The 20,296-nt window shown below is 39.1% G+C and carries 16 protein-coding genes, 1 tRNA gene and 1 pseudogene; 6 read left to right on the top strand and 12 right to left on the bottom strand.

Annotated elements, in window-relative coordinates; genetic code table 11:
* Position 1: 1 nt before the first annotated feature.
* From FTU36_RS04230 to FTU36_RS04215, 4 genes are all read right to left on the bottom strand, one after another.
* Positions 2-868 carry an SDR family NAD(P)-dependent oxidoreductase gene (locus tag FTU36_RS04230; RefSeq protein ID WP_180113035.1) on the bottom strand — a complete coding sequence of 289 codons (867 nt, stop codon included), beginning with the start codon at positions 866-868 and terminating at the stop codon, positions 2-4.
* A 12-nt stretch (positions 869-880) separates the two neighbouring features.
* Positions 881-1,837, bottom strand: a complete 957-nt coding sequence (locus tag FTU36_RS04225) for a metal-dependent hydrolase (RefSeq protein WP_180116861.1) — start codon at positions 1,835-1,837, stop codon at positions 881-883.
* Positions 1,838-2,077: 240 nt separating this feature from the next.
* Positions 2,078-3,514, bottom strand: coding sequence for a VWA domain-containing protein (locus FTU36_RS04220; protein WP_180116860.1), 1,437 nt, complete (start codon positions 3,512-3,514; stop codon positions 2,078-2,080).
* Complete coding sequence (locus FTU36_RS04215; RefSeq protein WP_373686347.1) at positions 3,502-5,139, bottom strand: AAA family ATPase; 1,638 nt, start codon at positions 5,137-5,139, stop codon at positions 3,502-3,504. The genes FTU36_RS04220 and FTU36_RS04215 overlap by 13 nt, the downstream gene beginning before the upstream one ends.
* 30 nt (positions 5,140-5,169) lie before the next feature.
* Here FTU36_RS04215 and FTU36_RS04210 point away from each other — a divergent pair, with 30 nt between their 5' ends.
* Entirely contained in the window at positions 5,170-5,682 is a 513-nt protein-coding gene (locus FTU36_RS04210; protein WP_180049135.1) for a hypothetical protein, read from the top strand.
* 375 nt (positions 5,683-6,057) lie between these two features.
* Entirely contained in the window at positions 6,058-7,683 is a 1,626-nt protein-coding gene (locus FTU36_RS04205; RefSeq protein WP_180116859.1) for an NAD+ synthase, read from the top strand.
* 266 nt (positions 7,684-7,949) lie between these two features.
* Here the strand turns inward: FTU36_RS04205 and FTU36_RS04200 are convergent.
* Positions 7,950-8,026 (bottom strand) — tRNA-Met (locus FTU36_RS04200).
* Positions 8,027-8,193: 167 nt separating this feature from the next.
* Between FTU36_RS04200 and FTU36_RS04195 the strand changes: the two genes are divergently transcribed.
* Positions 8,194-8,610 carry a hypothetical protein gene (locus FTU36_RS04195; protein WP_180116858.1) on the top strand — a complete coding sequence of 139 codons (417 nt, stop codon included), beginning with the start codon at positions 8,194-8,196 and terminating at the stop codon, positions 8,608-8,610.
* Positions 8,611-8,903: 293 nt separating this feature from the next.
* Positions 8,904-9,344: a universal stress protein gene (locus tag FTU36_RS04190; protein ID WP_180111213.1), complete on the top strand. Its 441-nt coding sequence runs from the start codon at positions 8,904-8,906 to the stop codon at positions 9,342-9,344.
* A gap of 105 nt (positions 9,345-9,449) precedes the next feature.
* Here FTU36_RS04190 and FTU36_RS04185 read toward each other — a convergent pair whose 3' ends face one another.
* The 3 genes and pseudogenes from FTU36_RS04185 to FTU36_RS04175 all read right to left on the bottom strand — a co-directional run bounded on the left by FTU36_RS04185 (position 9,450) and on the right by FTU36_RS04175 (position 12,156).
* Positions 9,450-9,767, bottom strand: coding sequence for an MGMT family protein (locus FTU36_RS04185; protein WP_180011029.1), 318 nt, complete (start codon positions 9,765-9,767; stop codon positions 9,450-9,452).
* A gap of 332 nt (positions 9,768-10,099) precedes the next feature.
* Positions 10,100-10,532 (bottom strand): annotated as a pseudogene (locus tag FTU36_RS16685) (transposase); the annotation flags it as partial.
* A 124-nt stretch (positions 10,533-10,656) separates the two neighbouring features.
* On the bottom strand, positions 10,657-12,156 hold the full coding sequence (locus tag FTU36_RS04175; protein WP_078189922.1) for a sodium:proton antiporter: 1,500 nt from the start codon (positions 12,154-12,156) through the stop codon (positions 10,657-10,659).
* 219 nt (positions 12,157-12,375) lie between these two features.
* Here FTU36_RS04175 and FTU36_RS04170 point away from each other — a divergent pair, with 219 nt between their 5' ends.
* Complete coding sequence (locus tag FTU36_RS04170) at positions 12,376-12,933, top strand: hypothetical protein (RefSeq protein ID WP_180116857.1); 558 nt, start codon at positions 12,376-12,378, stop codon at positions 12,931-12,933.
* Positions 12,934-12,989: 56 nt separating this feature from the next.
* Here FTU36_RS04170 and FTU36_RS04165 read toward each other — a convergent pair whose 3' ends face one another.
* Together FTU36_RS04165 and FTU36_RS04160 are read right to left on the bottom strand one after the other, a co-directional pair.
* Entirely contained in the window at positions 12,990-13,895 is a 906-nt protein-coding gene (locus tag FTU36_RS04165) for a neutral zinc metallopeptidase (protein WP_180042270.1), read from the bottom strand.
* 46 nt (positions 13,896-13,941) lie between these two features.
* On the bottom strand, positions 13,942-14,868 hold the full coding sequence (locus FTU36_RS04160) for a DUF808 domain-containing protein (protein WP_180116856.1): 927 nt from the start codon (positions 14,866-14,868) through the stop codon (positions 13,942-13,944).
* A 202-nt stretch (positions 14,869-15,070) separates the two neighbouring features.
* Here FTU36_RS04160 and trpS point away from each other — a divergent pair, with 202 nt between their 5' ends.
* Positions 15,071-16,084 (top strand): tryptophan--tRNA ligase, encoded by a 1,014-nt coding sequence (gene trpS, locus FTU36_RS04155; protein ID WP_180007457.1) that lies wholly within the window; start codon positions 15,071-15,073, stop codon positions 16,082-16,084.
* A gap of 669 nt (positions 16,085-16,753) precedes the next feature.
* Here the strand turns inward: trpS and FTU36_RS04150 are convergent.
* Together FTU36_RS04150 and lysS are read right to left on the bottom strand one after the other, a co-directional pair.
* Entirely contained in the window at positions 16,754-18,205 is a 1,452-nt protein-coding gene (locus FTU36_RS04150) for a capsule assembly Wzi family protein (RefSeq protein ID WP_180116855.1), read from the bottom strand.
* A gap of 169 nt (positions 18,206-18,374) precedes the next feature.
* On the bottom strand, positions 18,375-19,901 hold the full coding sequence (lysS, locus tag FTU36_RS04145) for a lysine--tRNA ligase (protein ID WP_180020646.1): 1,527 nt from the start codon (positions 19,899-19,901) through the stop codon (positions 18,375-18,377).
* Between the last annotated feature and the right edge of the window lie 395 nt (positions 19,902-20,296).

Below are 20,296 nucleotides of genomic sequence, written 5' to 3'. Positions count from 1 at the left end.
TTCATGCTTTTGCTCCCGACTTTTTAATATAGTTGTTAAATATGGGATAACCCACCCCCAATAAGCGGGTATAGGTTTGCGGGGATAAACGCTTTAACCACCAAAATAATTTGGCATCAGGTTGTGGAATGGTATACAACTTCCCTGCATCTAAATTATTCAATGTCAAATTGACTACATCGTGGCTCGTCGTAAATGCATGATTCATCAGCAATTGATCAGCTAAGCCTGAATATCGATTGGGCAAGCGACCATTTTTCATAATATTGGTTGGCACCAAGGTTGGGCACAGCACATTCACACGGATATTTGCCGATCGCAGCTCAGCCGATAAAGTTTCAGACAATGCCAACACACTCGACTTCGTCACGTTATATGCTGTCATTTCTGGTGCAGCAGTATATGCCGCAGCAGAAGCAACATTAATAATCGCGCCGCCCTGCTTATTTTGTTTCAGCTTAGGTACAAAATAATGACAGCCATGCACTACACCCCACAAATTGACATGCATACACCACTGCCAGTCGTCTAAACTCAGCTCATCAAATTTACCACCCAGCCCGACGCCTGCATTGTTGATCACTAAAGTCACAGCATGTCCCATCAACTGCTCAGCTTGCTCTGACAATGCTTTTACTTCTTCAGCCTTACCTACATCACACTGCACCGCATAAGCATTTGATGATGTCATGGATTGAATTTGATCCACCGTTTCCTGTGCTGCCTCTAAATGAATATCGGCACAGACCACTGTTCCGCCACGACGTGCTAGCTCTAAAGCAAAGCTTCGTCCAATACCACTGCCTGCACCTGTGACCACCGCATAAGCGTTTTCACTTGGCTTGTTCTTTTTTCCAAATAGACCCATGGTTTTGTCCTTTTATCGTTTTAATGCTGGGGTAAATTCTTTGACAAAATAAGGTGTTAACACGCCATCAACAGGGTTCAACAAACGCTTTTTGTAATATTCAAGAAATGCAGAAGTGTCATGATCATTCGGATGAAAACTTGGTCGTAAATAATCAAAAATATGCCCGAGGCTGCTGCCATAGACACCATCTTTTAGACCAAAAATCAGCTGGAAACTGCGCGGAATATCCTTCCAGTAACTTAGGCTAATCAAGTTCGATGGCTTTCTGTAGAAAGGGACAATCGAAGCACCAATTGAAATCAAACCCAAAATGGTAATTAATGCAGGGAAAAAACCGGCAATACGTAAAGCATAATTACCTGATAATTCTTGATAGACATCATAGGCAATGTCTTTGTGTTCAGACTCTTCCAACATATGCCACATCCAAATAGCGCGCTGCTTTTCATCTATTGAATTAAAAAAGATTTCTTCATGATTCATCATGTATTCCGCAAGCACTGCGGTGAAATGCTCAATTGCTGCCATTAAGGATAACTTTATTGGCTGTGGCATACGTTCAAAACCATAGGCAAAGACGTAGTGTTCTAACTTTCTAAAAAATTGCACAGGCAGATTTCTTGCGCGATATGCTTCATTCATTTCTTCATGCATACGTGAATGAATGGCCTCTTGCCCAATCAACGACGTGACACGTTGTCTTAATACAGGATCTTGAATAAAGTCGCGATGATATCGAGCAGTATCAATCACTAAATCTTCGCCACGGGTTAAGAAAATAGATAAAGATGCAAAATAGGCACTGGCCAATTCTGCATTCATATAAAATTTTGGATCAATTTTTTCTGGCTCGAAATCAAATTTCATATGACGAATAGGAACAACGGCAGACTGTTTTGTTGGGTCAAAGACAGGGCCTGCAAATACGCGTGCTAAAGTTTTTTTTATCGGTTGAAAAGCGCTCATGATTTTGCTCTCAATTTGGGTGTTTCCCCTTCATTGACTTCATGTCGATTGAAGTAAAAACACATAGATTGAGGATCAAATTAAGTGAGATAGATCACTAGACCATTAGCAAAACCGACCTCTCGATTTGCAAAAATGCTCAAATATTTTCTTTGTCAGACAATCTTTAAAACATCAGTGCTGTATGGCTCAAAAGCTTGTCATTAAAGGTCATGGCGTATTTTTTGTGAGGGACGATTATTAGATTTTTTGCACTTTGCCAGTCGCAGATTGATAGACCCATTGATGATCAAACAGGCTGTCGTCTAAATGATCCAGTTTAAAATTACCGATCGCCACAGCATAGAATCCATTGCCCTGCTGCTTAACATGTGTGATCTCTTGCATGAGTTCTTCAGTCAGTTGACCCATAATAAAGTCGGAAATCACCACCACATCAGCATGTACAAAATTCGGTTGTTTCAGCATGTCCACGGCATGATTCATCGCAGGGATAATATCTGTTCCCCCATGAAATGACTGCCCTAAAAAGTGAATGACATCATCCAAAGCGCTGTTAAGCTTTAAATTCAGCGCGGTTAAATTGGTCGAGAAATTCACCAAATACATCGCTCGCTTTTCTTTTAGCGCTCGAATGCATAAATATAGACAAATCGCTTTGGAAATCAGTTCAGGTTGTCCATTCATTGAGCCACTGGTATCTAAGCAAACAATCATCGGGCCTTTTTGTCCGACTCGACGCTGCGTATGGCGTTGGTCTTCGATCACCCGTCCCTGTTGCTGACCTTGTCGATTAAAACTCATCAGGTTAGATTCTAAATATTTTAAATCAAATAAAACCTGCAAGTCTGGATCAGCTAATAGCGCCAACTCGCTGGGTAAAGCCATACTGAGCTCTTGTGCCAATTTAATTCCAGTAATTTCCTCCTGCGCCATCGGGGTGTGGATGAGCTGCTGTAGTTCTTGTTCTAACTGAGCAGAAATCCGCTTACGTGGCATATTCGGCTGTGCGCTTCCGATCATTTGACATAGGCGTTTAAGCGCCCGATCTTGCTCGAGATAATTGGCCCATTGCTCAAAGTTCTGTACATCGTGTTCAGTCAGTTGCCCTTTGGAATAGTCCAGAAAAATCCCAGTTTCAAACCCGACACTGTCATGGTGCTTGACCATTTTCGACAATGTCGCAAGAAAATCTTTGATTTCATCTAAAAAGGCATCGCGTTGTAACCTGAGCTGCTCAAACTCCCAATGCGCAATGGCTTCGGTCAATTTGCGCTGCCATTTGCCTTTAAATAGCTCTATTTGTAATTGACGCTGCTGCTTGGTCAGCAATGGCTGTTGGCTCTGTTGCCACATTTCAGTGAATTCTGGAATCCCTAAGGTTTGCATGAAGGCGGCATATTCAGTGTGGAATTGAACAAAATCACCCTGCTCCCAATGCTTTAACGCAAGCCAATATTCCAATTGCTGCTGCGCCACTGCATAGGGATGCTGCTGATCTAAACTCGATTTTGCCTGAAAGGCCCATTCCTGAATTTTTTGATCGAGCTTTTTTGCAACTTTATGATCTTCCAACCAATGTTTTAAACTGGATTGTTTTAATTCATCATATAGTTGTGAACTTAATTCATCGAGTGCCGATTGAGTTTGATGTCGTGTCAGTTTTAATTGCGACATAACTGTTCCAAGCGCTCACAATCTTGTAACTGCAACTGATATCTCGCCAATTGCTGCTCAATAGATTGAATTAATTGTTGAATATCCTGTTCAGTGACAAAGACCGATTTAAACTGATGTTTTTGACTGTTAAAGCGTTCCGTCAACAGATCCAATTCTGTTTGAAACAGTGCTTTGAGCTGTTGAACTTCGTGTAACAGCTCATATTGGCTTTGTGCTGAAAGAGAGCTGCGTGGACTACCTTTGGTATGTTTTATATACGGCGTCACCACTTCTTCTAAGCCGTAATAGCCACCTTTTAACGTACACACTCTTGAACCATTAAAATTACATACGATGCCACGCACTTCTTCACCGGTATCATCTAAGGCAAAGAAGTCCTTTTTCGTATCCATTTTATCCAGTTCGAGATACAACAGTTTATCTTTATAGTGTCGATCTAGATTGGTCACTGCACGCAAGTAATCAGTGCCATGAATTAAATAACTCTCATACACATCATCGGTATAATAAAAATGATTGAGCACCCGCTGTTCAAGTGCATCCTTCTCTGCCACATGTTGTTCGAATTGCAAACCGTAATTTAAGCCATTTTCAGCCAATACTTCATCTATCTGCTGCGAAACAAAAGCAATGTCTTCAGGCTGATTCCATAAGCAATGTTTTAAAATTAATAGATCACTCAAAATCACTGATGGACGATCATTTAAAAATGCACAGGCTTTGACTAAATAAGCCACACGTTGCCAACGACGGTCAGAGACATAGACCACGTGATCTTCAAAGTTATGGTTGAGTCGAGTTTTAAGTTGATCAAACAGATTTAAAATCGAAGCGGGTAATTCCACCTGATATATCTGTTCCCGCCAATCTTGCAACTCGGCTTTTTTTATTTTTAAGGTCGCATCGACTTCAACACTGACTTGACTCGGCTTGGCCTGTAATAGTGCATGAAAGTTTTCTGCAACAGCAATCGGCGGCACTTCTAAGCGCAAAATAAAACGATCATACAAGGCATCTAGACCTTGATTTGGTTCGGGAATTTCATTCGATGCACTGACCAAAACATTCAATGGAACTTTTTGGACAATGTCACCATTTTTAAAACTCCGCTCATTCACCAAGGTCAGTAAAGTATTTAAAATCGCAGGGCTGGCTTTCCAAATTTCATCTAAAAATGCAAAATCTGCCCGTGGTAAATAATGTTCTGTTTTACGAATGTATTGATCTTCTTTTAAGGCTTTGATCGATACCGGTCCAAAAATTTCTTCAGGCGTACTGAAACGATTCATCAAATATTCAAAATAGTCATGGACCTCAAAAGCAGAGGCGATTCGACGTGAAATCAAACTTTTTGCAGTGCCGGGCAAACCATATAAAAAGGTATTCATACCCGCAACACCAGCCAACAAACTCAAAGCAATAATCTGCTCACGTTCATACATATTTTTGCTGATTTCAGAAATTAAAGTATTGATCCGTGCTTGCATCTGACTATCTGTTTGACCGAAAACTAAATTGTAACGCCCTAACCGATTTTTCGCTGTAGCAGATGCAAAAATATCGCTTTTTAAATACAGCGCAACAGTGCGATATCTTTTTTTCAGGTTATAGTTAAACTGCACATCCCTTTAGAGATTTAGACACCTTTCATCATGTTGCCCTTTTTTCACACACTCATTCGACTATTAAAACTTGAAGGTTTTAAATATCGATCCCTCACGGCAGGTGAAATATCCATGTGTCGCAGTGTGTTTGGTGATTTGATTCAATATGAGCAAGTGAAAGTGATGAATCACCCTTTTTTGCCTTGGCAATCGGCGCATGTGGTCATGGCGCCTCAGGGGTATATCCATGCACGAAATTTACTGTTTAAAGCGGACTATGCCAAAGCGTCTTTAGGATATCGTGCCCTGTTTATTCATGAAATGGCCCATGTTTATCAATACCAGCAACAGATCAATGTTTTGGGTCGGGGTGCTATTTTGCAGATGGCGTATTTCTTCAGTTTTAAAAAATATAATCCATACCGCTATACCCTCAAAGCACACAAGGCATTTTTTGACTACAACATTGAGCAACAAGGTGACATTGCACGTGACATCTATTTAAAGCGAATTAAAAATATTATTTTATATCCTGAACTTGTTCATCAAATTGAGCTATAAAGCTTCCATGCTCTGTAGCGAATATTTTTAGATAAAATTGAATATCGCCTGATCATTCTATTTCACACTAGTGCTCGACCATTGACGCTATTTTAAGTACAAAAAAACAGCATTAATATTTACTTTATGGCACATAATCTCAGCTAGGCTTTTAAAAGCTATGAATACCTCTAGTATCTCGCTTAAATTCAGATAAAATAGGCTCACCTTATTTTTTTGCTTTGCATCAAAACAAGTGAATTATCATACGATGATGGTGTTTTGTTTTCGCCTTTCGGCAGTATTTTTCGTATCTAAATACACTCGCTGAATAATCACAATAATACAAATCAGTGTGTTAAGTGTATTCACCTATAGGAATAGGATTTAGTTGGAATGAATAGTTTTAAAATTGCACTTGCTCAGTTCTCTCCGCATATTGGTAACCTAGAATCAAACGCAGCAAAAATGCTTAAACAAGCCAATGCTGCAAAAGAACAGAACGCAGATATTATTGTTTTTCCGGAACTTTCTACAGTTGGTTATCCTGCTGAAGATTTATTATTACGTCCAAGTTTAAATAAACGTACACAGCAAGCTTTTGAACAATTGGCGAGCATTAAGGACATCGTTTTAGTCTTTGGTTTTGTAAATCAAACTGAAGATGGTCAGCGCTATAACTCTGCTGCTGTCATGAAAAATGGTCAAGTTCTCGGGATTTACAATAAACAAAATCTTCCAAACTATAGCGTTTTTGATGAAAAACGTTATTTCAGTGAAGGTCATCAACACCTTGTCTTTGAATATTTAGGTCATAAGTTTGGTGTGTTGATTTGCGAAGATGTTTGGGCATTACCAACTGTTCAACAACTTGCTCAGTTAAATGTTGAAACCGCTTTGGTGTTGAATGCTTCACCTTATGAAGTTGGTAAACCACAGCATCGCATTGAAACAATGGCTGCATTGACCAAACAATTGAACATCAATTTGGTTTACTGTAACCAAGTCGGCGGTCAAGATGACCTTGTCTTTGACGGCACAAGCTTTGTAATGAACAATTCAGGTGAAGTTGCGTTGCAAGCACCAAGTTTTGTTGAAGATCTATATATCGCAGAATACGATGCTGAACAAAAAGCCTTTAAAACAGGTGCAATCACCCCTGTATTAAATACCATGGCTGAAATCTACCAAAGCCTTGTGATCGCAACACGTGACTACGTACAACGCTCGGGCTTCCCAGGTGTGATTTTAGGTCTATCTGGTGGTATTGACTCAGCATTAACTTTAGCGATTGCTGCCGATGCGATTGGCGCAGATAAAGTTCAAGCGGTCATGATGCCATATACTTATACTGCACAAATCAGTGTTGAAGATGCGGCTGAACAAGCCAAAAATATGGGCGTAACTTTTGGTATTGCCGAAATCAACCCGATTGTGAATGGCTTCATGCAAACCTTGTTCCCTTTCTTTGGCGATGCACCGACTGATGCGACTGAAGAAAACCTACAAGCGCGTTCTCGCGGTACATTGTTAATGGCCTTATCGAACAAGTTCGGCAATTTAGTCCTTTCTACAGGTAACAAGTCTGAATTATCTGTTGGCTACTGCACATTGTACGGTGACATGGTCGGTGGCTTTGCGGTTCTTAAAGACGTTTATAAAACGATTGTATTTGAACTAGCAAAATACCGTAACAGCATTTCAGAAACACCAGTGATCCCTGAACGTGTAATTACTCGTCCACCTTCTGCGGAACTTCGTCCAGATCAGAAAGACCAAGACTCTCTACCTGAATATGAAGTGTTAGATGCCATCTTGTATGCGTATATCGAAGAAGACATGAGCCAAGATGACATCATTGCCAAAGGTTTTGATGCTGAAATCGTGAAAAAAGTCATCCGTTTGGTTGATCTAAACGAATACAAACGTCGCCAAGGCGCAATCGGTCCACGTATCAGCTCACGTGCATTTAGCCGCGAACGTCGCTACCCGATCGTGAATGGTTGGAAACCGGGTATCTAATTACTCGATTCAAATCAAAAAGCCCAGTTCTATAACTGGGCTTTTTTATAGGCGCAAAAAACACAGCAGTAAATATAAAAAGTAATTGAGATGTGTATTTCAAAAGTTAGGTCATCAAATAATGCAGTTAAGGATTTGAGTTCTCTTTTATTTCCACATAAACATCGTGAACAGATCATTTTATTAGTGCTGTAATTATTTTCAATCTATTTGACTTTTTCTAGGCACAAAAAAAGAGACCAAGCTGAGAGCTTGGTCTATAAAAATGGTGGCTATGACGAGACTTGAACTTGTGACCCCCGCATTATGAGTGCGGTGCTCTAACCAACTGAGCTACATAGCCGTAAACTGTGGTGGCATTATCTAGATTTCACACATTATCGTCAAGCATTTTTGTATGCAATTGTTCAGAGTTTAAACAAGCAAAGTTCAAGATGTTACTATTTAAGCAAATCATGCTATTTTTAGCCCTAATTACTATATTTTTTGATTAAAAATTAGAGTTTTATCATGCAATTCAATTCGATAAAAAAAACCTGTCTGACCCTCAGCCTTGCTGTCATGACCTTAACGGGCTGCCAAATCGTTTCGCCTATTTTTGTTGACTACTATGGTGTGCGACGTGATGTGGCGACTTGGATTAATAAACAGCCCTTATTAAGCATGCAACAAAAGCGTAGCATGGCTCAACTTAGCCGAGCACAGCAGCCTATCATTCGTCTCGACTTCAATGATCAGAAGAAGTTAGTCAGTGTTGCGCGCGCCAATGAAGCTGCGATGTATTGTGCCAATCAGCATTTATCAGCACGACAGATTCAACGCCTGCAAAAACAGATCTTCCCTGAAGATGCGTTGTATAAATTAAGCTTGCTTGAGCAACAAGCGTTGCATATTACCCTGACAGATCAAGAGAAACGGTGTGATTGAAACCCTGTCCACTTATGGATGAATTATCTAGGCTCAATTTTTTCAGCACCAAATTGTCTTACAATCTAGACATAGCTGCTTACATTATTAAGCATTTTTGCTATCGCTAAGCATGGTGAAAACAAGTCCATATTTTTGCAATATTTTTATTGCGAATTTTGCAATATCCTTATGAATTTACTTGGTTTTATTCCTAAATAAAAAAGCGTATGATGAAACTATGATCAATGTAAATAGCGCTTTTTTTCAGGTTTTTCCATCCAAATTCAATTGATCAGATAAGGAGAAATAAGATGGCTTTAAATAATATTTTAGTTCCAGTGGACGGTTCAGAAACTTCTTATGCTGCGGTGGCTAAAGCTGTCGAGTTTGCAAAAACTTTTGGCAGTAAAATTACTGTGGTTCAAGTACTGACGCTCGATCCGTATATTGCTGCAGAGTATATTTCAGCAGCACAAACCAATGATTTAATTGAACGTGCTCGTGCATCGATTTTAAATACACTTGAAGAAGCAAAAGCGAAATTTTCAACTGAAGGTGTCACTGTTGAAACTCGCTTACTTGAAGGTCAAGTGGTGCATACTGAACTGGTTAAAGCTGCAGAAGAGGCACATGCAGATTTGATTATCATTGGTTCACATGGCCGTACAGGGATCAAAAAATTCTTCTTGGGCAGCGTAGCTCAAAGTGTACTGGGTGCTTCAGACATTCCTGTTTTGGTTGTGCGCAAATAAACCACTAGATTTATAGCGTGAAATAAAAAGCCTTCTGATCCTAGAGGGCTTTTTTATTGACTGCGTCATCAATATAAAAAACGCTAAGTTTAAGGCAAGGATTTTTTAGGGTAACCATTGATATTGTTTCAATGAGATGCGTCCATTCACCACAAAGACATTTTCAGCTGCCAATTTCAATTGCTGGATATTTTCACCTTTTTCATTGCAACGCTGCGTGCTGATTTTTCCCTGAGCATTCACCACCCGATGCCATGGGATCGTTGATGTTGTATCTAGATGCTTGAGTACATAGCCAACCAGTCGTGCATGCTTCGGTAAACCCGCTAATTTGGCAATTTGTCCGTAAGTGGCAATCTTCGCCTGCGGTATCAATTGAATGACCGACAAAATTTGCGTTGCCAATTCATCACTCTGCTTCATCTGATCTCCTTTGAGCCGCATAAAAAAGAGAACCCGAAGGTTCTCTTTGATTAATACTTAATTTTGACAGATTAGTACAGTAATTGGTTGTGATCAAGTAAATCTTTCAAGGTCACATCAGTATTTTTCAATGTGAAAAATTCAACTTTATCGACACATTTGGGCTATGACAACCATTTGTATAAATATCGCCCCTTGGTAGAGAGCGCATTTATGCAATTAAAAACATGGCGAGATATCGTATTTCTTATGCAAAAAGACAGCGTCATTTAAAGCAGAACTTCAAATAAACTTTATCATGATGTGACTAAAAGCTTCATGACGGCACACCTTACACGTCGGACTGTCTTTAAGAATTCATTTCTTCCCAAAGCCACAGTTTTTTGTCTTTTCATGGTTTCGCATTTTTTCTTTGAGGAATGACTAGAGTGCTTATAAATCTGAAATGATATGCCTACAGCATTTTGTGTCATATGCGCCATCGGTATAGCTAGAATTCATTGGCTCACTAGGTGAAATTTATGCAAGTAAGTTTTCTAGTACTTATGAACTGCTGACATTGTTGTCATGAGCTGAATTGTCCATGTTTGCAATGTTTTCAGCATCTATACCAATACGAAGTTTACGCCATTGTCGTCGACCTTCAGACTGATGTTTATTAGGTTTCGATTCACCTTCAGCTAATAACTTCAAACCTATAGAGTCAACAAGTAGATGTAGTCCATCAGAACTTTTTTGATAGCTAATCGCAATATCAATATGTTTTTATCTCCTGCTGAATGACCAGTCATAATTTCCCACATTTTGCTGTTTCATGATGGAACACAGCTAGAAATAAAAAAAAAGGAAATGCTCAAGCATTTCCTTTTTTTAAATCGAACAAAGCAATTTAGAAGTTTTCGGGGTTTTCTAATCGACGAACTTCTTGCACTTTCTCTGGATTATGTACAGCAGCAACACCATCATCCGCTTTGGTATCTATTAATGCTTCTGGGTTATATACCGTGATGGTTTCATTACCATGTATATCTTCGCCCACGATATATTGGAAACCCTTTTTATTCATTTTATGGCACATTCTTTGATACCAACCTTTGAAACCTTTGGTTTCTTCATTCGGGTTGTAATAAAAAGCATTCATCACAGCGGGTAAACCTAGGCCACACACGAGGCCCGACATTAAGACAGCAATAAATGTATATCCAATCAAAATACTGCTGTATTCACTGAGTTCAGGAATATTGGCAACAGCAAGGATTAAGGCCAATGAAATACCGCCACGAACCCCACCCCACGATAAGATGGCAAGGCTACCGTTGTAACTTTTTTTGCGGAAACTTGGGAAGAATGCAAAAGATAAATAGTTTGCTGCAAAGCGCGATGCATGCAAAATGATAAACGCCACCATACCACCTAAAATCAAACTGATACTTAAATCTAAGATAAATAACTCAAGTCCGATCAGGGTAAATAAGAAGGAGTTGATGATCCCTTCCACCGTATGCCAAAAATGATTGACTTCCCTAATTTCACGATCTTGAAGGATTTCTTTCCATTTATTCCCAACAATCAAACCACCAATAACGCATGCAATTGGTGCTGATGCATGTGCGAATAAAGCGACTAGATAAGAACCACTTGCCAACAATGCAGTGGTTAAAATCAAGGATTCCATCTCATGTTTACCACGGAGTAAACGTAATATTCCTAAACCAAATGCCCAACCAATGATGACTGCGACAACAATTTCATATAACAGTGTTTCAAGCGTACCAATGACGGTAAAATGTTCACCTTGCAAAACATTGAGTAAGGTCATAAACACGGCAATACACATGGCATCATTAAAGAGCGATTCGCCTTCTAATTTCACCATCAAATGATGTGGCGCACGTACAGAACTTAATACACCTTTAACCCCAATTGGGTCAGTCGCACCTAAAGCCGCACCTAATAATAACAACACCAATAAATCAACATGATGACCAATTAAGAACTGATAACCATATAAAGCAACACCAAAAAACACCGCACAAAGCACCAAGGCTATACTGGCCAAAATACTGATTGGTTTCCAATGCAAACGTAAATCGGAAACTTTAAATTTCAAGGCAGAAGAGGTCAAAATAAAACAAATCACGCCATTAATTAAAAAGTCATAAAAGTCGATATGGCGAACGGCCTCTTCGATATTGTGCAAATTAATCGTCACAAATTGATTGCCATTGAGCAGGCTTGCACCCCATTGCAAAATAAAGACAAAAATTGCAGAAACAATAGGAACACCTATGGCTTGTGGAAAGCCCAAGATACGTTTATTAAAAATCGTGGTTGCAATCGAAAGTGCAAAAATAACGGTAAAAACCTGTAGAAAAAAATAATTTCCCATTTCGTTCCCAATTTTGGTGCTCTGTCGCCTACAGAGTGAGATATAGGTATTTTGAAAATAAATACTAAATTATTTAGTATTTGAAAATAAAATATTCTAACGAATTTTATCTAAATTCCGTGTATCAATTCAGTTTTTTTCACATCTTTTATCAAGATCATTTAACATAGCAAACCTGCATAGATTTTATGCATTTTCATCATCTACATGATTTCTCCTATGCATCAGACTATTAAAACTGTTTTTCGACTTTTTTTTGCTGCGGTGATCTTTATCATTACTGCGGCCCTGATCCTCACTTGCTATAGCAAGACACAGGAAATTTTACGTGCTGAGCACTATTTTAGTCAGGCAAAAACCATCTCACTGGATTCAACGCCCAAAGAACAATTGGTTTTGGTCTCCAATAATGAATCACCCGATCGTGCGATTTTTATCATGCTGGCGAATAATGGTTATCTTGCCAAAATGAATTGTGAAAACTATGCACAAGATATTTGTCTAGATGAATTTAATCAGCAACACACCCGACAAATTCAACACCTCGATTTGCTAAAAATCGGACAATTTCAATATATCCAAAATGTGAGTTTCACCAATAGCCGCACTGGACAAAAACAACAATTACGCTATAGCGATGCCCAATTAAAACAGTTCTATCAAAACGATATTTCAGGCCTTAAATATACTGTTTTTGGCGTAGCTTTATTTGCATTTGCCGCATTGTATGTCAGCTATCGTATTGTTCGAAACTTCAAATCATTTCTCAACAAATAAGCTTCAATCTATTTTTCAATGAAAAAAAGAGGATGTTTTGCATCCTCTTTTTTGTTTTAAATGGCTTGATTAAAGGTATCACAGCTATTGATATTGCCTGATTTCAACCCTGTCTGGAACCATTTCATACGTTGTTCACTAGTGCCGTGCGTGAAGCTATCTGGGACCACTTGCCCTGTTGCACTTTTCTGTAAATAGTCATCACCAATCTTATGTGCAGCGTCCATCGCTTCTTCTACATCACCCTGCTCTAAAAATTGGGTACGCTGTTGATTATGATGCGCCCAAATACCCGCAAAACAGTCTGCTTGCAGTTCTTGCATAACCGAATAACGATTACCCTCAGCTTTAGATGCTTGCGCACGGGCCTGCTGGACTTGCTCAGAAATGCCTAAAATCGTTTGGATATGATGTCCAACTTCATGGGCAACCACATAGGCTTGCGCAAAATCACCCGCCTGATCTTGGCGACTCAATTCTGTTTGATTTTGTTCACCCGTGATGCCCATTTGCGTACGCATATCTTTAAAGAATGCAGTATCAATATAGACCTTCTGATCTGCTGGGCAATAAAAAGGCCCCATTGCCGCTTGTGCTGTACCACAACCTGAATTGACCACACCATTAAACATAACCAATTTAGGCGCTTTATACTGAGCATTTAACTGTTCTTGAAAGACTGTATTCCACGTATCTTCCGTATCGGCCAAAACAGTGCCAACAAAATCCATCGCTTCTTGTTGTTCCGGTGTTGGATTATCCAGACCTTTGACTTCAGCCGTTTGACCCTGTGAAGTCACTTGTTTAGTCGCCTGATAAGCTTGCTGCGGATCGACACCAAAAAACTTCCACGCAACAAATGCCACAACCAAACCGAGAATACTGATCCCACCCGCTTTTGCACCGCCACCACCGCGACGGTCTTCTACGTTTGAACTAACTCTTCGACCTTTCCAGCGCATAGTGATCTTCCTTATATAAAATAGTTGATATCCGTGCGTTTACAGATTAATCCTTTTGCGACTTTGGCCATACTTTTTGAACTAAAGATACGACGCACAGCACGATTAAACCTGCAATAAAACCTGTCACTAAATTGATTAAAGTCGGTGTTAATGCACCCACAATACTGCCAACTGTAGGAATATGTTCTGCATAATCTACAGAGCCTTCAATAAAATGGTGTAGCAAAGGTACACCATGGGTAATGATGCCACCACCCACTAAAAACATGGCAATCGTACCTACAATGGTCAATGTCTTCATCAACTTAGGTGCAAATGCCAACAAACCTTGTCCAACGGTCTTTTTAAATTGTGACGCTTGTTGAGTGAGATAAAGTCCTAAGTCATCAATTTTGACAATCATCGCGACAAAACCATAAACACCAACGGTCATTAAAATTGCAATCACCGAAAGCACCATGACCTTGGTCCCAAATGCCGCAGTTGCAACCGTGCCCAACGAAATCACCACAATTTCAGCAGATAAAATAAAATCGGTCCGGATGGCACCTTTGACTTTTTCTTTCTCAAAAGTCACCAAATCCGTTTCAATATGGGTCATCTCTTCACGAGCAACTTCTTCTGTTTTGGCTTTTTTATGATGCAAACTATGCAGAACTTTTTCCACACCCTCATAGCATAAGAACAAACCACCAATCATCAAAAGCGGTGTAATCAACCAAGGTGCAACCACACTGATCAATAAAGCAGCCGGAACCAAAATTAATTTATTTACAAAAGATCCTTTGGCCACAGACCAAACAACTGGAAGTTCACGATCCGAACGGACACCACTGACTTGTTGCGCATTCAGTGCTAAATCATCTCCAAGGACACCCGCTGTTTTTTTGGCTGCCATCTTACTCATAACAGCAACGTCATCCAGCACAGTTGCAATATCATCAAGTAAGATTAATAAGCTACTCGCCATTATTTTTATCCTTTAGGCATTTTTTAATATTCTAATTCTATTTAACGCTAAAATTGTATTTAGTTTTTTAATAATTAACAAAATATTCACCCATTTTTCAGTCAATTGTGCTGTGTCAGTAACAATCAAAAATAGAATGCCGTACAATGGGGACATTCTTTGAAAATCAGCCGTAGCTTTGACTACCACTTTGGAACAGATAATGAGTACTCAAGATAATCGTCCAGTGATTTTGACTGGCGACCGTCCGACAGGACAATTACATTTAGGTCATTTTGTAGGTTCTTTACGTTCACGTGTAGGTTTACAAGATTCGCATCATCAACATCTTCTTTTAGCTGATGCTCAAGCCTTAACTGATAATGCCGATAACTTCGAAAAAGTTCGTCGCAATATTATTGAAGTCGCAACCGATTATCTTGCTGTAGGAATTGACCCAACCAAAACCACGATTTGCGTTCAATCATGCTTACCAGCATTAAATGAATTGACCATGTTGTATTTGAACTTTGTGACGGTGTCTCGCTTAGAGCGTAATCCAACCATCAAATCTGAAATTCAAATGCGTGGATTTGAGCGTGACATTCCTGCAGGTTTCTTATGCTATCCAGTAGCTCAAGCTGCCGATATTACAGCGTTTAAAGCATCTGTCGTTCCTGTCGGCGAAGACCAAATTCCAATGATTGAACAAACCAACGAAATTGTTCGTCGTTTAAACCGTCAAATTGGTCGTGACGTACTTCCTGAATGTAAAGCTTTACTCTCTAATGTCGGCCGCTTGCCAGGTTTTGATGGTAAAGCAAAAATGTCTAAATCTTTGGGCAATACCATTGTGCTTGACGCGACTGATAAAGATATCAAGAAAGCTGTTAATGCAATGTATACTGATCCAAATCATTTACGTATTGAAGATCCAGGTCAAGTTGAAGGTAACGTGGTCTTTACTTACCTTGATGCATTCGACCCAGATAAAGATGCTGTTGCGGAACTGAAAGAACACTATCGTCGTGGTGGCCTAGGCGATGGTACGGTGAAAAAGCGTCTTGAAGGTGTGCTAAAAGAGCTCATCGGCCCGATCCGTGAACGCCGTTTAGAATTGCAAAAAGATCCTGACTACATCATGGATATTTTAAAAACCGGTACCGATAAATGCCGTGATATTACCCAACAAACGTTGGATGAGATTAAATCTGGATTGGGTGTGTTCCACTTCTAAATTTAAAAAATTCTATAAAATTAAGCCTTTCCAATGTGAAAGGCTTTTTTACAGGCACTTTTGGTGAAGGTATTCACAAAATCTCCTTAGTTTTAACGTTAGGTAACATCACTTAACGTGAACACCAATGAAATGACTGACCGTTCACTCTATTATCTATTCATGTTTTAGGAATACCTAAATTCATAACATTTCTCCTTTACCGAACCTGTGAAAGCAGATTCGTTGTTATACGCAGTGAACACCCCAATCATTGCGTATTTTTTTGTCTAAAAATTGACAATTACCAATAGAAAAAAGTCCGCTATAAGCGGACTTTTCAATGAATACATCATTTTAAAAATGAATATAAATTAGTAACTGATGTTACGCAGTAACATCAGAAGCGCAATTTTCTTCAAATAAAAGAACGATACGCAGTAACGTCATCCGCAACTGTTCGAGGCAGGACTACTTCTAATCAAAAAAGTTTTTGCGATACTTTGAGTAATTTGACGCTAGTAAACGAGTTTTGCGGATGACAATGGTTTTGGGTACTTTTGCCGAAACAAAAATACCTCCAGCCGAAGGCTAATCCCTTTATTCAAACCCTAGATGCAAGACTCCGTCGAATAGACTTAAAAAAATCATTTTAAAAATGCGTAATTACTTTTACGCGCGTAACATCAGTTAGTAATGAAATAAACGGTTATCTAATGGTAGTTCAATTCCAATTGACGCTCCACCATCATTACCATTTAAATCCGAGTCACTCACCCAACCATTAATTTTTAAAGGCATATCTGGACGTAAATAATGTGTCCAAGTTAAGTCTAGAGCTTTCAATTCATTTTTTTCTGGAAATGCTGCATTGTTCAAAGCAGCACGTTCTGTTTCAGAAACTTTTGCAAAAAGTACACGACCATTTAGACGATTTAGTGGATCAATACGTATATTCCCACCCACTGAAACCATTTGAGCATCACCACCTAATGCATGACCAAGTGGATAGCCATGTTGATAGTATCCATCTGTGTAAATAGAGTGATTGTATGAAATGCCTTTGGCATCACCATTAGTTCGAGTATCAACCCATTCAGTATACAGTTGATAAGGCATATTATTTACACTTGAAGAATAATCAACACCTGCAAGATACATGCTTTTTGCTGGTAAACCACCTGCTTCATCTTCACCAATATATTGGCCGTAAAGACTAACTGGAACTTGCACAAGTGGTTGTAAATTCAAACGCGCATCAAAACCCGCGACTTGATTTGATGGATCAGCCTTACCTGTTCCACCATTATCTTTATTACCAATAAAGGCATCCCAAAGTGAACTAAAACTTTCGGGACGACCTTCGCCACCCCATTGTATAGAACGTGATGCTCCCAATTCCAAATATGGAGTAGGTTGTGCAGTTAGTCGAAGTCCAATGAGTTTTGCATCTGGGATAGCAGAATAATCATCTAACTGTCCAGCAAAAGCTTGATACTGCCAAGGGCCGATCCATGATAGCCATGGTGTTTCAAAAGCATTCTGTTGTGCACGCTGTGCAGTAACACCGTACACAGGACGACTCGCATCACCACGGATTAAACTACCGTCATGACCAGGCCCCCAATAAGTCGGAATCTGACCTGCAATTAACCATTGGTTCCAAAGCTTCCCGGCAATGTATGAGCCTTCCACATTTACATCTTGATCATTATTAATTTGCTGTTTATCTTCAGCATTTACACGTAAACGACCATCCCAATTTTCACCACCAACGTTGAGTTCAAGTGCACCTTGATATTGCGCTTTTTGATGATCACCAAAATTTTGCGGTAAATTATTTTTATCTGACTCTGCAAACAATTCTGCTTTTAATAATGCATTTTCGGCAGTCAATTTATTTTGAATACTTTGTAATACTTTTTGTTGTGCAGGTGTCATCACTTTTGCAGAAGTTAACGCTCGCTGTATTTCATCACCACTCATTGGCCATGTTGAGGTACTAATTTGAATAACGCCTTGCTGATTCAACCAATTCAAATCTGCGCGTAACTCTTCATTATTTAATACAATCCCCTGAGCAAAAACAGGAACTGATAATCCAAACAGTACAGCAGCATAGAGTGACTTTCTTAAATACATGCTCTTTTTCTCAAGTTTAATTCACAGCCCACCTTAGATTTTTCAACTCATTTATTCAAGGGTGAAACTGTATCTCCTTTTATTTTTTTCATCATTTAGGTAAAGATGTTCAATAAAAATACAAAATAAAAAACCCGCATTAAGCGGGTTTTTTATTTCAAAAACTAAATTAGTTTTTATGACGCATATGAGGGAATAAGATTACTTCACGAATACTTGCAGCATTCGCAAATAACATCACCAAACGGTCAATACCAATCCCCTCACCCGCTGTAGGAGGTAAACCGTATTCCAATGCTTCAATGAAGTCTGCATCGTAATGCATTGCTTCATCGTCACCCGCATCTTTTTCAGCAACTTGGGCTTGGAAACGTTCAGCTTGGTCAATCGGATCATTTAACTCTGAGAAACCATTTGCCAACTCACGACCACCGATGAAGAATTCAAAACGGTCCGTAATATGTGGATTTTCATCATTACGACGTGCCAATGGTGAAGTTTCCGCTGGGTATTCTGTGATGAATGTCGGTTGACGAAGTTCTGTTTCAACAGTTTCTTCAAATACGATGGTTTGAAGTTTGCCTAAACCAAAACCAGGTTTTACTTGCTCTTTCAGTTCATTTTTAACAAAATTTGCAAGGAACTCACGATCAGATACATTTTCAGCAGTGAACGTTGGGTTATGTTCAAGAATCGCATCAAACATCGAAATTTTCTTGAATGGACCTTTGAAGCTATACACTTCATCACCATAAGGCACATCAGTCGAACCTAATATGTCAATGGCCAATTTTTCAAGCATATTTTCTGTCAAAGCCATCAAGTCTTTGTAGTCTGCATACGCTTGGTAAAATTCAATCATTGTGAATTCTGGGTTATGACGTGTTGATACACCTTCGTTACGGAAGTTACGGTTAATTTCGAACACACGCTCAAAACCACCAACGACCAAACGTTTTAAGTAAAGTTCAGGCGCAATACGCAAGAATAAAGGCATATCCAATGCGTTGTGGTGAGTTTCGAATGGACGCGCAGACGCACCACCCGGAATCACATGCATCATTGGTGTTTCAACTTCCATGAAACGCTCATTGCTCAAATATGAACGAATACCTGACACCACTTTTGCACGAATTTCAAAAGTTTTACGTGTTTCTTCGTTCATGATGAGGTCTAAATAACGCTTACGGTATTTAACTTCAGTATCAGTCAAACCATGGAATTTGTCTGGAAGTGGACGGAGTGATTTGGTTAAAAGCTCAAAATGTTCAATATGAACATAAAGGTCACCTTTACCAGAACGACCAATATAACCTTTAATGGCAATAATATCGCCCAAATCGAGTGCTTTAATTGTTGCAAGAACATCAGCATCCAACTCTTTACGTGGTACATAAAGCTGGATACGACCAGTCATATCTTGGATTACGATGAATGAACCACGGTTCAACATCACACGACCAGCAACTTTTACATAAACCTTTTCGCCTGCTTCAATTTCTTCTTTTGATTTTTCAGCGAATTGATCTTGTAGGTCTTGTGCATAGTGTTCACGCTTAAATGTGTTAGGCCACGGGCTAACACCTGTTTCCTTGGCGTGCTCTTTGATGTGCTCTAACTTGGCATGACGCTGTGCAATTAAATCGTTTTCGGAAATGGCTTGTTCAGAAGTCGATTGAGCGTTATGTTGCGTCATCTCTGTCTCAAATAGTTAAAAAACGGAAGTTGCATAGCATAGCAGATTTCCTTTGAATTGAGCAGTAAGCAATGCGCGCATTTTTTTAATAAGTAGAAATTTATCGAAGTAAGATGTTTTAATCGTTATACCTTCAGGTAGACATAGAACCTACCTTACAGATGTGCAGTAGATAAAAATTAAATACTCAAGCTCGAAAACCTACATTTTAATGATATCAGATGATAACTAAAAGCTTTAAAAATACTTATAATTATCAATACATTAAAATATATATCAATAACTTAATTCAACCTTTTAATCTATTTTCTTTAAGACTAAAGTCTTTTAAATGCCTATAAATTAGACCAAAAGCTAAATTCTCTTTTTGACAATTCTATCTACAATGAAGTCAT

This window comes from Acinetobacter sp. YH12096, assembly GCF_013419215.1.
Lineage (GTDB): Bacteria > Pseudomonadota > Gammaproteobacteria > Pseudomonadales > Moraxellaceae > Acinetobacter > Acinetobacter amyesii.
The sequence above is the reverse complement of the archived record's forward strand: the minus strand, read 5'-3'. Positions and strand labels throughout refer to the sequence as shown.